Raw genomic sequence first — 14,353 nt, 5'->3', positions numbered from 1 at the left:
CCGCGGTGACGCCGCTCGAGTTCGTGCTGCTGGGGGCTGTCATCCTCGTCGCCGGCTGCCTGCAGGGCTCGATCGGCTTCGGAATGGGGATGCTGGCCGCACCGTTCATCGCCCTGATCGACACGACGCTGCTGCCGGTGCTCGTGATCATGCTGGCCATGGTCGTGACGCTGATCGTGGCGGTGATGGATCGCGCGGCGCTCGATCTGCGCGGGGCCGGCTGGGCGTTGGCGGGGCGGGTGCCCGGGACCGTCGTCGGCGCAGGTCTCGTCACCGTGATGTCGACGACCGTGCTCTCCTGGGCGGTCGCGGTCGTCGTTCTGCTGGGTGTCGTCGTCTCGCTGCGGGGCTGGCGCCCGAGGGTGACGAGGACGACGCAGGCGGTGGCCGGGGCGCTGTCGGGCGTCATGGGCACGACCACGTCGGTCGGAGGAGCGCCGATGGCGATCATCTGGCAGGGCTCCGACGGGCCGCGGCTGCGCGGCACGATGTCGGCGTTCTTCCTCGTCGGCTCGTCGCTGTCGCTCGTCGCGCTGTTCCTGTGGGGCGCGGTGCCGACGCACGCGCTCGCCACGGCGGCCTGGATGGCGCCGTTCGCGGTGGCCGGGGTGGTGCTGTCGCGGTTCGTGAACAGGTTCCTCAACCGCCGGCGCACGCGCGCGATCGCTCTCGGAGCATCCGCTCTCGGTGCGGTGACGCTGATCGTCACCCGCCTGTTCGAGATGTTCTGAGCGGATGCCGAGGCGCTCAGCCATGTGGTGAGTCACGCGGAGCACGAAGGCTGGAGAGAACCGCGCGAGCGCCGTCTCCACTGATCACCTACTTCTGTACGCCAGCATCCTTGCCGTGGCGCTCCTCGAACGCTCGAACCTCGCGAAGAACTCGGCGGAGCACGAAGAGCTGCGCAACTGCCAAACCAGCATTCACAACGCCCACGATCAACCGCATCACGTCGAGATCCGCAGAGTCGTCGAGCAACCCGGAGCTCAGCCACCATACGGCGCTGACAGTAAAGACGACGAGAAGAGCGATCGCCAGCGTTCTCTTTCGCTGCAGCGCCAGGCGCTGCTGTGTGAGGGACGGCTCGGGCTCGCTCATGCGCAGAGCATACCGAGAGGGTGCCGACGCACAACGGGGATGGCGTTGCCCAGTCAACCGGCGGGGTCTTCGCCGAGTTCGGTCAGGCGCGCCTGGATGTCGCGCGCCTCGTCCTCGTGAAGACTCTGCTGTTGGTGCGCGCCGAGGCCGCCACCCATACTCAGACCGCTCAGCCACGCTTCGCGGTGGAGGCGCTGAACCTCAGCGAGACGCCGACGCAATCGCACGATCTCGTCATCAGAACCGACCATGCGGACAGCGTAGCTCGCCCCTCTGGTTGGGCAGGAAGGAGGCGCCGACGCCTGACCGCTCAGCGCACCTGACGTTCCAGTGGCATGCCCGCGTCGAGCAGATCGATGTTGCGGGCGATGTCGGCGGCCCGAGCCGAGAAGACCTCGCGGGCATGGCCCGAGTGGTGCGGGGTCAGCACGACACGGTCGAGCGCGGCGAATCTCTGCACGACCGGCGGCGCCTCGGCACCCTGCGGAGCCTCCCACCACACGTCGATCGCCGCGCCCCCGATGCGTCCCTCGCTGAGGGCTGAGAACAGTGCGTCCTCGTCGATGAGCGCCCCGCGGGCGACGTTGATGACCAGAGCGTCGGCGTTCAGCTGCGCGAGCGCGTCGGCGTCGATCATCCCTCGCGTGCTCTCGGTGAGGGGCGCGGTGACGACGACGACATCGCTCTCCCGCAGCAGCGGATGCAGCTGATCCTCGCCGTACACCTGATCGAGCAGCTCGGTTCCGAGTCCGCCCGCATCCGGATGCCGGCGCATCGCGACCACGCGCATGCCGAAGGCCTTCGCGAGGTGGGCGACGGAGCGGCCGATCTCGCCGTAGCCGACCAGTCCGAGGGTGCTGCCGGCGAGCGAGCGGTGGTACGGGGCGCCTGCCGTGGCGATCGTGCGCCACTCCCCTCGACGCATCTCGGCGTCGGCGTCGATCGCGCGACGGCGCAGCATGAGTGCGGTCATGAGCACGTGCTCGGCGATCGCGGCGCCGTGGTGACCGGTGTTGCACAGCGGCACACCTTCGGGCACGGCACCGGCTTCCACCCGGTCGATGCCCGCACCCGTCGCATGCACGAGTCGCACGTGATCGGCGCCGGCCATCTCGGCGACCGTGAGCCGCGAGCAGATCACCACGTCGGCGCCCTCGATCGCCGCTCGCGTCGAACCGGGCACGTCGAGGTCGGCGAACACCCACTCGTGAGGGCGCGCGGTGCGGCGCAGATCGTCGGCGAACGCCGACATGATCGGATCGGTGACTGCGATGCGCAGCGGCGCGTTCACCAGCGGGGGCTCTCGAGCACGTATCCGGGGTCGACGCGCTGCATGTAGCCGGTGTCGTCGCGCTCCCGGATGCCGCCGTCGAGGTACTGCCTGTGCAGCCGCGCGAGCGCCTCGGGGTCGAGCTCGACACCGAGTCCTGGCGCGGTCGGCACTGCCAGCGATCCGTCCCTGAAGGTCAGGGCGCCGGGGGCGATGACGTCTTCGTCCTCGCGCTTCCACGGCCAGTGCGTGTCGCACGCGTAGCCGACGCCGGGGGTGGCACCGGCGAGGTGGGTCATCGCGGCGAGGCTGATGCCGAGGTGCGAGTTCGAGTGCATGGAAAGCCCCCACCCGAGCGTCTCGGCGAAGCCGGCGAGCAGCCGGGATCGTTCGAGACCTCCCCAGAAGTGGTGGTCGGAGAGCACGATGTCGATCGCGCCGAGGCGCACGGCATCTGCGATGTGCGAGAACGCGACGACGCACATGTTGGTGGCGAGCGGCAGGTCGGTGTGGCGGCGCACCTCGGCCATGCCCTCGAGACCCGGGGTGGGGTCTTCGAGGTACTCGAGCACGTCCTTCAGCGCATCGGCGACCCGCAGCGAGGTCTCGACGGTCCAGGCGCCGTTCGGATCGATGCGCAGGGGGTGGTCGGGGAACTCCTCGCGCAGCGCGAGGATCGCGGCGATCTCGTCGTCGGGCGCGAAGACACCGGCCTTGAGCTTGAGCGCTGTGAATCCGTAGGAGTCGACGATGCGACGCGCCTGTCTGACGATGCCGTCCGGCGTCAGCGCCTCGCCCCATTCGTCGTCGGATCCGCCCGGATGCCCCGCCCACTTGTAGAAGAGGTAGCCGCTGAACGGAACGGCGTCCCGCACCCGTCCGCCGAGCAGCTCACTGGCGGGCATGTCGAGCAGCTTGCCGCGGATGTCGACGGCGGCCACGTCGAACGGCGAGAGCACGCGGTCGCCGGTGCTCGTGCCGGTGACCATGCCCGACATGCCGTGTCCGCCCTGCACCCCGTCGCCGGCCACACTGCGTTCGACCCGCGCGCGCAGGTCGTTCGTGGCGAACACGTCGCAGCCGAGCACGGCGTCGGCGGCGACCCGCAATCGCTGCAGGTGCGCGCTGTCGCCGTAGGTCTCGCCGAGTCCGACGACGCCCGATTCGGTGGTCACCTGCACGATGGCGCGCAGCGCGAGCGGCTCGTGCACGCCGACGGTGTTGAGCAGAGGCGGGTCGTGGAATGCGACCGGCGTGATGCGGACGGACCGCACCGCGTTCTCGGACAACCGCGTGGCAGCCGGGACAGACAGCAGGAACTCTTCGGACATCACGCCTCCGTTGGTGAGACTCCGGGACTCCGCTTCGACGGATTCCGCGTCATCGAGTTTCTCCGACACTATGGTGGGGACAGATGCGCGGACAAACCAAAACTCGCACTGATTGATGTCGGGAGTGGATCGATGATCTCGCTGGTACAGCTCGAATGCTTCATCGCCGTCGCGGAGGAACTGCACTTCGGTGCGGCCGCGACCCGCCTCAAGATGACGCAGCCGCCGCTCAGTCGGCAGATCCAGCAGCTCGAGCGGGAGCTGTCGACACGACTGTTCGATCGCACCAGCCGTCGCGTCGCGCTGACTCAGGCCGGGCGCGCGCTGCTCCCCAACGCGCGGCGCCTGATCGACCTCGCGGCGAAGGCGGTCTCGGACGTGCGCTCGGTCGGCGAGGGCGCCGCCGGAACCGTCACGATCGCCTACACCGCGATGGCCGGGCAGGCCGTCGTGCCCGATCTGCTGCGGCGCGCGTCGGCCGAGCTGCCCGGCGTCACCCTGCTGCTGCGCGAACTCGTCTCGCTCGACCAGGTGGAGGAGCTCGAGAAGGGCACGGTCGACATCGGCCTGATGCGGCCACTGCTCGCCCGACCGCAGATCAGCAGCCGCGCGGTGTACCGCGAGCGGCTGGCGGTGGCACTGCCCAGCGACTCGCCACTGGCGCAGCGCGCCGAGCCCGTGAAGCTCATCGACCTCAAGGACGAGTCGCTGCTCATGTACTCCCCGAGCGGCGCGCGCTACTTCCACGACCTGCTGCTGTCGATGTTCGTGGCGAGCGGGGTACATCCGCACATCGTGCAGTATGCCGGGCAGGTGCCCGCCCTGCTGGCGATGGTCAGCGCCGGCATCGGGTTCACGCTCGTGCCGCAGTCGGCCGAGCGGATCTCTCCCGACACCGTGACGCTGCTGCCGATCAGCGAGTCCGATCCGTCGTCACGGGTGAACAGCGTCGAGCTCGACATCGCGTGGAACTCCGAGTCGCACAATCCCCTCGTCGAGCGTCTGCTGAATCTGATCGACGACGTGGATCACGACGACTGATCTATGCAGTGGGCGCATTGCCCAATGCCGATGTAGTGCTTGATCGGGATGAATCCCCACGCCTAGCGTGAACGAGAAGATGATCAGTGCTGATGACACGACCCGTGCTCGACGAGGAGGACGCATGCCGAAGGACATCGCCGCGACCGCCGATGAGTCCGCCCGACTCGGTGAGGCCGTGAACCCGACACCCGGCGGCCGACCCGCCGCGCGTGACGACATCCTGCGCGTCGAGGATCTGCGCGTCGCCTATCGCATCGGCGACCGCGAGGTCGATGCGGTGCGCGGGGTGAATCTCAGCGTGGGCCGCGGAGAAGTGGTCGCGATCGTCGGCGAATCCGGATCCGGCAAGAGCACGGTCGCGCAGTCGATCATGAACCTCCTCGCGCCGAACGCCGAGGTCACCGGCGGGCGCATCGAGTTCGACGGCGAAGACCTGATCCCGCTGAGCGAGCGCCGCTGGCGCAGCATCCGGGGCCGTCTGATCGGACTGGTCCCCCAGGACCCCGCACTCTCTCTCAACCCGGTGCGACGCGTGGGCGTGCAGGTGGCGGAGCCGCTGCTCGTGCACGGACTCGCGACCAAGCACGACGCGCATGATCGTGCCGTCGAACTGCTCGAAATGGCGGGTCTGACGTATCCGGCCGAGCGGGCGAAGCAGTATCCGCACCAGTTCTCGGGTGGCATGAAGCAGCGTGCGCTGATCGCGGGGGCGCTGGCCGCGCAGCCGAGCCTGATCATCGCCGACGAGCCGACGAGCGCCCTCGACGTCACCGTGCAGAAGCAGATCCTCGACCACCTCGCGAACCTCACGCAGGAGCTGGGCACCGCGATCCTGCTCATCACCCACGACCTGGGCATGGCGGCCGAGCGGGCCGACCGGGTCGTCGTCATGAAGCAGGGCGAGATCGTGGACTCCGGACCGGCGGCGCAGGTGATGACCGCGCCGACGCACGAGTACACCCGCAAGCTCATCGCCGCCGCACCGCGGCTGAGCGCACACGAGCGGCGGACGGCATCGACCCAGGCCCGCATCGAGTTCGGCGGCGAGCCGATCGTCCGCGTCTCCGAGCTCACCAAGGTCTTCCCGCTGCCCAAGGGCGAGGGCGAGCGCCGCTCGCTGACCGCCGTCGACGCCGTCTCTCTCGAGGTGCGCCGCGGCGAGACGCTCGCCGTCGTGGGCGAGTCGGGGTCGGGCAAGAGCACGCTCGCGCGACTCGTGCTGCGGCTGGAGGAGCCGACCTCGGGATCCATCTCGTTCGCCGGCGAAGACATCACCCACCTCAAGGGCGAGAAGCTGCGTCAGCTGCGGCGGCGGTTCCAGATGGTCTACCAGAGCCCGTTCGACTCCCTGAATCCGCGCATGACGATCGAGCAGCTCATCACCGAGCCGCTGCTGTCGTTCGGCGAGGGCGACCGGTCGTCGCGGTCGAAGCGCGCCGTCGAGCTGTCGGAGCAGGTCGCTCTTCCCGACGGGATGCTGGGTCGGTTCCCCGACGAACTGTCGGGCGGCCAGCGGCAGCGCGTGGCCATCGCCCGTGCCCTCGCGCTCGACCCGGAGTTCCTCGTGCTCGACGAGGCCGTCTCGGCGCTCGACGTGTCGGTGCAGGCGCAGATCCTCGCGCTGCTCGACGAACTGCAGCGCGAGCGCGAACTGAGCTACCTCTTCATCACGCACGACCTCGGTGTCGTCGCCGAGACCGCCGACCGCGTCGCCGTGCTCAAGCACGGCAAGCTCGTGGAGTGCGGCGATGCCGCGCAAATCTTCACGAGCCCGCAAGAGGAGTACACCCGGATGCTGATCGAGGCCGTTCCGGCGTTCTCCGCCTGACGCTCGCCCTCGGTTCGCGCGGCGCCTGAGTGGCCACTTTCGCATCCCTCACGGCCACTTCAGGTGCACTATTGACCACCCACCGCACCCCCGGCCCGTGAGTGGTCACTTTCGCACCCCTCACGGCCACTTCAGGTGCATTACTGACCCCCCCACGGCACCGGCGTCACGCTTCAGGCGTCAGGCGTCAGGCGAGGCACAGCGTCGACAGTTCACTTCGCACTCCCCGTGCGTTCACCTCGGACGCCTATCTTGAGTGCGGTCGCGCGAACGCGGCTAAGAATCAGACAGATCGTTGTACGTAAACCACAACATCGCGGTAAAGTCGGATCAGACATACCTCGATGACGAGAAAGGCGACCATGGTCGACATCCGAAAGAAGCGCTGGTCTCTCCTGGGAATCGCTGCGGTGGCGGCCGTGACCCTGACCGGCTGCGCAGGCGGCAGCACCGAGTCCGACGGCGGTTCGAGCGACGGCGGGTCGGATGCGACCCTCATCGTCTACACGAACTCGAACAGCGACGGCCGTGGCGAGTGGATCACCGAGAAGGCCGCGGATGCCGGCATCGACATCGAGATCGTGGGTCTCGGCGGCGCCGACCTCACCAACCGCATCATCGCCGAGAAGAACAACCCCGTCGGCGACGTGGTGTTCGGTCTGAACAACATGTTCTTCGAGCAGCTCAAGGCCGAAGAGGCGATCACCGCCTACGAGCCCGAGTGGAGCGGCGAGGTCCCGGCCGATGCCGGCGACCCCGCTGACGGAGCGTTCTGGCCGCTCGTCGAGCAGGCCATCGTCACGGTCTACGACGAGAACACCATCACCGACGCCCCCTCCGACGAGGAGGACCTCTGGACCGACGAGGAGTACGCGGGCCGCTACGAGGTCAACCCGGCGCTCGGCCAGGCCACCCCGCAGCTCGTGCTCGCCAGCATCCTGTCGCGTCACCTCGACGAAGACGGCGACCTCGGCGTCAGCGACGAGGGCTGGGACCTGGTGAAGTCGTACTACGCCAACGGATCGCCTGCCGTCGAGGGCACCGACCTCTACGCCCGCATCACGCGTGGCGAGATCGACTACGGCGTGCTGCCCTCGAGCGGCATCGCGGCGCGCGATGAGGAGTACGGCACGAAGACCGGCATGATCGTGCCCGACTACGGCGTGCCGTATGTCACCGAGCAGATCGCGCAGATCAACGGCACCGGCAACGAGGAGAAGGCCCAGGAGTTCATCGACTGGTTCGGCAGCGCCGAGGTGCAGGGCGAGTTCGCGGCCGAGTTCAACTCGATGCCCGTCAACGAGGGTGCGGTCGAGCAGGCCAACCCCGAGGTCGTCGAGCTCATGGGCACCCTCGACCGTCAGGACATCGACTTCGGCTTCGTGAGCGAGAACCTCGGTGCCTGGGTCGAGAAGGTCACGCTCGAGTACATCGGCTGATCTCGCACGACACCACCCCTCCTCTCGCACTAGCCGGAAAGACACCATGATCCGTTTCGAAGATGTCGAGGTCGCGTTCGGCGATCACCGCGCGGTCTCGCACCTCGATCTGGAGATCCAGGAGGGTGAGTTCTTCACCCTCCTGGGTCCGTCCGGATGCGGCAAGACCACCGCCCTCCGCACACTCGCCGGGTTCGTCGAGCCGACGGGCGGTCGCATCCACATCAACGGCCGTGATGTCACTCGCGTGCCGAGCGAGAAGCGCGGCGTGGGCATGGTGTTCCAGAACTACGCCCTGTTCCCCAGCATGAACGTGCGCGAGAACATCGCGTTCGGGTTGTCGATCCAGAAGACGTCGAAGGCCGAGCAGCGCCGCCGCGTCGACGAGATCGCCGACCGCACGGGCCTCGCGCCGTCGCAGCTCGAGAAGAACGTCTCGGAGCTCTCGGGCGGGCAGCAGCAGCGTGTGGCGATCGCCCGCGCGCTCGCGCTGACCCCCAGCATCCTCTTGCTCGATGAGCCGCTGTCGAACCTCGACGCGAAGCTGCGCGTGCAGCTGCGTGAACAGCTGAAAGACCTGCAGCATGAGGTCGGCGTGACCACGGTCTACGTCACGCACGACCAAGAAGAGGCACTCACGCTCAGTGACCGCATCGCCGTGCTCGACGCCGGAACCCTGCAGCAGGTCGGCACTCCCGAGGAGATCTACGACCGCAGCGCGACGCCGTTCGTCTGCCGCTTCATCGGTGAGAACAACCGTCTCAGCCCGGCGCAGATCACGAGCCTCGGCGGCGGACTCGACGCCACGGCCGAGAGCTACGTGCGGCCCGAGAAGCTGCACCTCGCCGAGGTGGGCGACAGCTCGACGGCATCCGCGTCGCTCGCCGGCACAATCGTCGACCGCACGTACCACGGCAGCCACAGCGTCTACACGGTGACGGCAGAGGATGCTGCGCTGCGCGTCAGCGTTCCCGCCGCGGCGAGCGCGCGCCAGTGGAACCCCGGCGACGCAGTGCGGGTCGACGTGGATCCCCGCTGGATCCTGCAGTACCCGGCGGCGTGACATGTCGGACGCTCGGAACCCCCAGAACCCCTCACACCCCGCGGTCCCGCCCTCAGCGGCCGTGACCGGAGAAGCCGGCTCCTTGACGACCGAAGCTGTCGTCGAGGGTCAGACGGCGGGACCGCGGCTCAACAAGAGAGGGCGCCCCGGCAGCGTGAAGGCGATGCTGCGCTCGCCCCTCGCCTGGATCACGGGCATCATCGTGATCTGGTTCGCCGCGGCGTTCCTCGTGCTGCCGAACGCCGCCCTGCTCGGCGTCACCTTCTTCCCCGACGGGCAGTTCAGCATCCGTGCCGTCGAGAAGCTGTTCGGCAGCGAGCGCGCATTGAAGACGCTCGGCAACAGCTTCCTGCTCGCCGTCACCCTGTCGATCACCGTCAACGTGGTCGGTGTGTTCATCGTGCTGGTGACGAAGTACTTCCAGGTGCGCGGGGCGAAGATCCTCTGGCTCGGCTATGCCACGACCCTGATCTACGGCGGCATCGTGCTGGCCGCCGGTTACAACTTCATCTACGGCCGGTTCGGGTTCTTCACGAACATGATGGTCAACTGGTGGCCCGACATGGACCGCGACTGGTTCTCGGGGTACTTCGCCGTGGTCTTCGTGATGACGTTCGCGACCACGACGAACCACATGCTGTTCCTCTCCTCTTCTCTCGGCAAGGTCGACTACGCGTCGATCGAGGCGGCGAAGCTCATGGGAGCCTCCACCTGGACGATCCTGCGCCGCATCGTGCTGCCGGTGATGAAGCCGATGCTGTTCGCCGTCACGGTCCTGACCTTCCTCATCGGGCTCGGGGCGCTGACGGCTCCGCTCGTGCTCGGCGGGCCCGACTTCCAGACGGTCGCGCCGCTGATCATCGACCTGTCGCGCAGCCCCATCACGCGTGACATCGCCGCGCTGCTGGCGATCGTGCTCGGCATCGCGACGATCATCCTGCTCGCGATCATGAACCGCTTCGAGAAGTCGGGCGTGTACTTCTCGGTCGCGAAGGTGGCGACTCCGATCCAGAAGCAGAAGATCCGCACCCCGTTCGCGAACGTCGTCGTGCACGTCATCGCCTACCTGCTGTGGGTGATCTACCTGATCCCCGTCGTGCTGATCGTGATCTTCTCGTTCGTCGATGCGCGCAGCATCCTCGCCGGGTCCATCACACTCGACAGCTTCACGCTCGACAACTACATCACCGTGTTCTCGAGCGCCGAGGCGATCCGTCCGTTCATCGTCAGCGTCGTCTACAGCGCCGTGGCGTCGATCGTCGTGGTCGGCGGTCTGCTGTTCGTAGCGCGGATGCTGCAGAAGCACCGAAACCTGATGACCACCGCGATCGAGTACGTGCTGCACATCCCGTGGATCCTGCCGATCGTGCTCATCGCGCTCGCCCTGGTGACCGCGTTCGACGAGCCGCGGGCGATCGTGGGCGGCTTCGTGCTCACCGGCACGCCGATCCTGCTGCTCATCGCCTACATCTGCGTGAAGATCCCGTTCACGCTGCGCCTGCTCAAGGCCGGGTTCGCGTCGGTGCCCGATTCGCTCGAAGACGCCTCGCGCATTCTCGGGGCGAAGTCGCTGACGACGTTCCGCAAGGTGCTGGTGCCGCTGGTGCTGCCCACGGCCGCGGCGATCACGGCGCTGAACTTCAACAGCCTGCTCGACGACTACGACGCGGCGATCTTCCTCTACCACCCGCTGTTCAAGCCGCTCGGTGTGGCGATTCAGGAGAGCACGCGCGGCGAGAACAATCTCGACGCGATGCCGATCACGTTCGTCTACACAGTGCTGCTGATGATCATCATGGGTGTCACCATGTATCTCGTGTATGGACGAGGTTCGCGCGCCGGAGCGCCCCGCAAGGCCAAGAAGGCGCGCGCGTGAGTGGTGCATCGCCTTCGGATGGTCCGGGGCTGCGTGTCACGGTCAGTGATGTCGCGGCGGCCGCCGGGGTCTCCCGGGCCACCGCGACCAGGGCGCTGAAGGGCGAGGGGCGGTTCGCGCCCGAAACCCAGGAGCGGATCCTCGCCGAGGCCGAGCGCCTCGGATACGTGCGCAACACGATGGCCGCCGAGCTCGCCGCCGGCCGCACCGGAACCGTCGGACTGATGCTGCGCGATGCGAGCAACCCGGCCTACGGTCTGCTGTTCTCGCGGCTGCAGGATGAAGCACACAGGCGGGGGCTCGACCTCGTGACCGTGACGATCGGCGCCGACGTGCAGGGCGCCGAGCAGGTCAATGCGTTGCACCGGCTGCTCGGGATGCGCGTCGCCGGGTTGATCGTCGCGACCGGCGGCATCACGGCCGCGCAGCTCGAGCCGTTCGCCGACCAGGTGCCGATCGTGCGCGCGGGGCGGGTTGAGACGGCGGAGCGGATTCATACCGCGCACTATGACGATCCCTCACATGGAGAGTTGCTGGCTTCGCACGTCTTGTCGCTGGGGCATCGGCGGGTTGTGGTGCTCTCGGGTGCCGAGGACGTCTCGTTCGCTGAGCATCTGCGGGCGTCGGCGATGGAGTCGACGTTGGTCGCCGGCGGAGCGTCGGTGACTCTGGTGTCTGCGGGGGCTGCGCCGACCGATGGAGTGGATGAGGCGCTGGATGCCGTGCGCGATGGGGCCACGGCTGTGATGTGCGCGTCGGACTATCGGCAGTTGGCGGTCATGCGTGCTCTGCGTGGCGCGGGCTTGTCTGTGCCCGGCGACGTGAGCGTGACGGGGTGCGACGGCATCCTTCCCGGTGCCGACCTGCTGGGGCTGACGACGCTGCGGATTCCGGTCGAGGCCGTTGCGGCCGCGGCTGTCGAGACGATGCAGCGGTTGCTGAGTTCTGATGCTGATTCGGATTCTTCGGAGACCGTTCGGCAGCCGTTCGTCGGAACTCTCGTGCCCGGGTCGACTGCCGCTCCCGTCTGACTTCTGTCCTGTACTTGTTCGTCGTCTCACTGGAAGAGAAATGATCCTCACCGAGCACTCTCGCCCATCGCACACCTTCGTGCACATCTCCGATACGCACCTTCCCGGTGAACGCGCGCCGCTGTATGGCAGTGGGGCGGATGCCGATGCGAACCTGGCTTCTGTCCTGTCGCGGTTGGTGTCTTCGGGGCTTCGCCCTGACGCTCTGTTGTTCACGGGAGATCTCGCGGATCGCGGAGATGCTTCGGCGTATCGGCGGTTGCGTGAGTTGGTGGCGCCGGCTGTTTCTGCTTTGGGTTGTGAAGTCGTGTGGGCCATGGGCAACCACGACGAGCGCGGGGCGATGCGGGCGGAGTTGGGGCTTGCCGGCGGCGCTTCGGATGCTGTGGTCGAGGTGCGCTGGTTCGGCGGGATGCGGGTGATCGTGCTGGATTCGACGGTTCCCGGGCAGCACTGGGGGCGGGTCGATGAGGCGCAGCTGTCGTGGCTTGCGGCCGAGTTGGCCACGCCTGCGCCGGAGGGGTCGCTGCTGCTGATCCATCACCCGCCGCTGCCGACCGTGCTCGACCTTGCGGTGACGGTCGAGCTGCGCGAGCAGGCGGCTCTGGCCGCGGTGCTGGTGGGGTCAGATGTGCGGGGGATCCTCTCGGGTCACGTGCACCATCCGTCGTTCGGGACGTTTGCGGGGATTCCCGTTGCGGCCGCGTCGTCGAGTGCGTACGGGCAGGATCTGGCTCAGCCTGTTGGAGCTACGCGGGGGCAGGATGCTGCGCAGGGGTACAACCTCGTGCACGTGTATGACGGAACGATCGTGCACTCGGTCGTCGGGCTCGAGGTTGGCGCGGATGTCGGCGAGCCGGTGGCGGCGGACGAGGCCGGGAGAAGGATCGCTGGGCGGGGGATTGAGTGGCGGGAGCGCGCCCTCGGTCGTTGAGCAGGTCAGATGTGTCACGGGACGCGAGGCGGTCAGAGCGGTTGGGTCATAGTCACACTGATGGCAGGGCCCGTGCCCTGGTCAGTCTTCCGTCAGCCGCCGACAAACCCGGACATGACAACAGCGAAGCCGGCGGCTTCGCACGCAGCCGCGAGGTCCGCGGTGGGGTCATGCGCTCCTAACGCGAAGGCCCCGAGAAGCGATTGCCCATCAGGAGCCGCCTCTTTCACGGCGTCGACCGCGTCGGCTATCGACCCGTGGTCGGCACTAGGGGTGTTGCTGAGAACCCGAGAGGCGAGGTCCGCCCACAGGTTCAGCTCGTCCTGACTCATGCGATCCGTTTCGAACGCGGCTCGCGAATTGTAAAGAATGGTCCGCACGTCGCCTAGCGTCGCACAGGTTGCTTCATCATCTGCGGCAGTCGACGTCGGTGTGGGTGTCGGCGTTGCTGTCGAGGGCTGCGCAGTCGAGGTCTCATCCCCTAGGTTCGGGGACGAAGCGCAACCGGTCAGACTGCCGAGCACCAAGACGACGACAGCGGCGCCATAAAGCGGGAGGCGGCCGGTTCGAAGAAGCGACATGCCTTCAACTTACTCGTCCGGCCGGCAGCAGCAGGACGCCATGAGGGTAGAGGATGTGCGGTAGCTGGTGTCGTAGTGCGGGCATTGGATAGCGTGCGGTCATGTGGAAACGCACAAACGGCGTCACGGTCGCCCTCGTCACTGCCTTCTGCACTGCAGCGGTTGTCGGGTGTACGGCCTTGGCTCCGGAAGCTGTCGAAACACCAACGACGGTCATGACAGCGGATGGTTCAAGCGCGGCGCCAGTGCCTAGTGGGACGCCGGAGCCCGAAGGATCGCCGGAATGCCGGCTGCCCCGCGGCGATTCCACGATCTTGAGCGATGAGCTGCTTGATGTGGGCCTATACGCGGCCATGGCTGATTTCGGCCCGCGGGCGGGAGCTGAAGGCACAGTGAGCTACGCGGAGGATGGGACTCTCGCTTCGTACTTGGTCGCACCGGGGGATTCGAAGGATGCAATCCGCAATCGGCTCTGCGTGGGGGACTACTCGTTCGAGGCGCTGAATGCGGTTCGACGCGGCAGCTTGTACTCGGTGGAGCCGACGAACCAGGCGTACCTGACACCGCTATATGCGGGCGATACGCTGAACCTCAGCCCCCACACGATCGCGAGCGTCGGAGACGTCAACGGTGAAGTTCACTCATACGAAACCGTGTTGATCCTGCCCCCACAGCGCTGAGACTCCAATGGCCCTGCCGCGCAGCGGGCGGGCCAGACGCTACCCACACTGATGACAGGGTCTGAGCTTAGTGTTCACCTGCTCGAGGTTGGGGCGGATGTCGGTGAGCCGGTAAGCCGGTGGCGGCAGAAGAGCACGGGAAGCGGATCGCGGGACGTGGGATTTGCTTGGCGGGAGC

At 67.4% G+C, this 14,353-nt stretch carries 14 protein-coding genes; 9 read left to right on the top strand and 5 right to left on the bottom strand.

Annotated elements, in window-relative coordinates; translation table 11 throughout:
- The first annotated feature begins 5 nt into the window (after positions 1-5).
- On the top strand, positions 6-731 hold the full coding sequence (locus tag QRN21_RS08685) for a sulfite exporter TauE/SafE family protein (RefSeq protein WP_285363695.1): 726 nt from the start codon (positions 6-8) through the stop codon (positions 729-731).
- An 88-nt stretch (positions 732-819) separates the two neighbouring features.
- Here the strand turns inward: QRN21_RS08685 and QRN21_RS08680 are convergent, their stop codons facing one another.
- From QRN21_RS08680 to QRN21_RS08665, 4 genes are read right to left on the bottom strand one after another with little or no spacing between them, the layout of a single operon-like run.
- Positions 820-1,098 carry a hypothetical protein gene (locus QRN21_RS08680; RefSeq protein WP_056510885.1) on the bottom strand — a complete coding sequence of 93 codons (279 nt, stop codon included), beginning with the start codon at positions 1,096-1,098 and terminating at the stop codon, positions 820-822.
- A gap of 53 nt (positions 1,099-1,151) precedes the next feature.
- On the bottom strand, positions 1,152-1,349 hold the full coding sequence (locus QRN21_RS08675) for a hypothetical protein (RefSeq protein WP_157534250.1): 198 nt from the start codon (positions 1,347-1,349) through the stop codon (positions 1,152-1,154).
- 59 nt (positions 1,350-1,408) lie between these two features.
- Complete coding sequence (locus tag QRN21_RS08670; RefSeq protein WP_285363693.1) at positions 1,409-2,389, bottom strand: 2-hydroxyacid dehydrogenase; 981 nt, start codon at positions 2,387-2,389, stop codon at positions 1,409-1,411.
- The gene (locus QRN21_RS08665; RefSeq protein ID WP_285363692.1) at positions 2,386-3,699 is read right to left on the bottom strand and encodes a glucarate dehydratase family protein; all 1,314 of its coding nucleotides are present in this window, start codon (positions 3,697-3,699) and stop codon (positions 2,386-2,388) included. Before QRN21_RS08665 ends, QRN21_RS08670 begins: the two co-directional genes overlap by 4 nt.
- Before the next feature lie 132 nt (positions 3,700-3,831).
- On the opposite strand from QRN21_RS08665, the gene QRN21_RS08660 reads away from it, so the two are divergent.
- The 7 genes from QRN21_RS08660 (at position 3,832) to QRN21_RS08630 (ending at position 12,914) form a co-directional block, all read left to right on the top strand.
- A complete protein-coding gene (locus QRN21_RS08660; protein ID WP_285363691.1) occupies positions 3,832-4,740 on the top strand; it encodes a LysR family transcriptional regulator in 909 nt (302 codons plus the stop codon).
- Positions 4,741-4,864: 124 nt separating this feature from the next.
- Complete coding sequence (locus QRN21_RS08655; RefSeq protein ID WP_150115140.1) at positions 4,865-6,571, top strand: dipeptide ABC transporter ATP-binding protein; 1,707 nt, start codon at positions 4,865-4,867, stop codon at positions 6,569-6,571.
- Between the two features lie 362 nt (positions 6,572-6,933).
- Positions 6,934-8,010, top strand: a complete 1,077-nt coding sequence (locus QRN21_RS08650; protein WP_053098430.1) for an extracellular solute-binding protein — start codon at positions 6,934-6,936, stop codon at positions 8,008-8,010.
- 46 nt (positions 8,011-8,056) lie between these two features.
- Complete coding sequence (locus QRN21_RS08645) at positions 8,057-9,073, top strand: ABC transporter ATP-binding protein (protein WP_285363690.1); 1,017 nt, start codon at positions 8,057-8,059, stop codon at positions 9,071-9,073.
- Between the two features lie 82 nt (positions 9,074-9,155).
- Positions 9,156-10,949: an ABC transporter permease gene (locus QRN21_RS08640; RefSeq protein ID WP_285363689.1), complete on the top strand. Its 1,794-nt coding sequence runs from the start codon at positions 9,156-9,158 to the stop codon at positions 10,947-10,949.
- Positions 10,946-11,980, top strand: coding sequence for a LacI family DNA-binding transcriptional regulator (locus tag QRN21_RS08635; RefSeq protein ID WP_285363688.1), 1,035 nt, complete (start codon positions 10,946-10,948; stop codon positions 11,978-11,980). The genes QRN21_RS08640 and QRN21_RS08635 overlap by 4 nt, the downstream gene beginning before the upstream one ends.
- A 40-nt stretch (positions 11,981-12,020) precedes the next feature.
- Positions 12,021-12,914 carry a metallophosphoesterase gene (locus QRN21_RS08630; RefSeq protein ID WP_285363687.1) on the top strand — a complete coding sequence of 298 codons (894 nt, stop codon included), beginning with the start codon at positions 12,021-12,023 and terminating at the stop codon, positions 12,912-12,914.
- 92 nt (positions 12,915-13,006) lie between these two features.
- Here the strand turns inward: QRN21_RS08630 and QRN21_RS08625 are convergent, their stop codons facing one another.
- On the bottom strand, positions 13,007-13,246 hold the full coding sequence (locus tag QRN21_RS08625; RefSeq protein ID WP_285363686.1) for a hypothetical protein: 240 nt from the start codon (positions 13,244-13,246) through the stop codon (positions 13,007-13,009).
- A 350-nt stretch (positions 13,247-13,596) separates the two neighbouring features.
- Here QRN21_RS08625 and QRN21_RS08620 point away from each other — a divergent pair, with 350 nt between their 5' ends.
- A complete protein-coding gene (locus QRN21_RS08620) occupies positions 13,597-14,175 on the top strand; it encodes a hypothetical protein (RefSeq protein WP_285363685.1) in 579 nt (192 codons plus the stop codon).
- Positions 14,176-14,353 lie beyond the last annotated feature (178 nt).

Origin of the sequence: Microbacterium sp. LMC-P-041, assembly GCF_030209555.1 — a bacterium.
Classification (GTDB): Bacteria; Actinomycetota; Actinomycetes; order Actinomycetales; family Microbacteriaceae; genus Microbacterium.
This window is presented reverse-complemented; position numbering and strand designations above follow the sequence as displayed.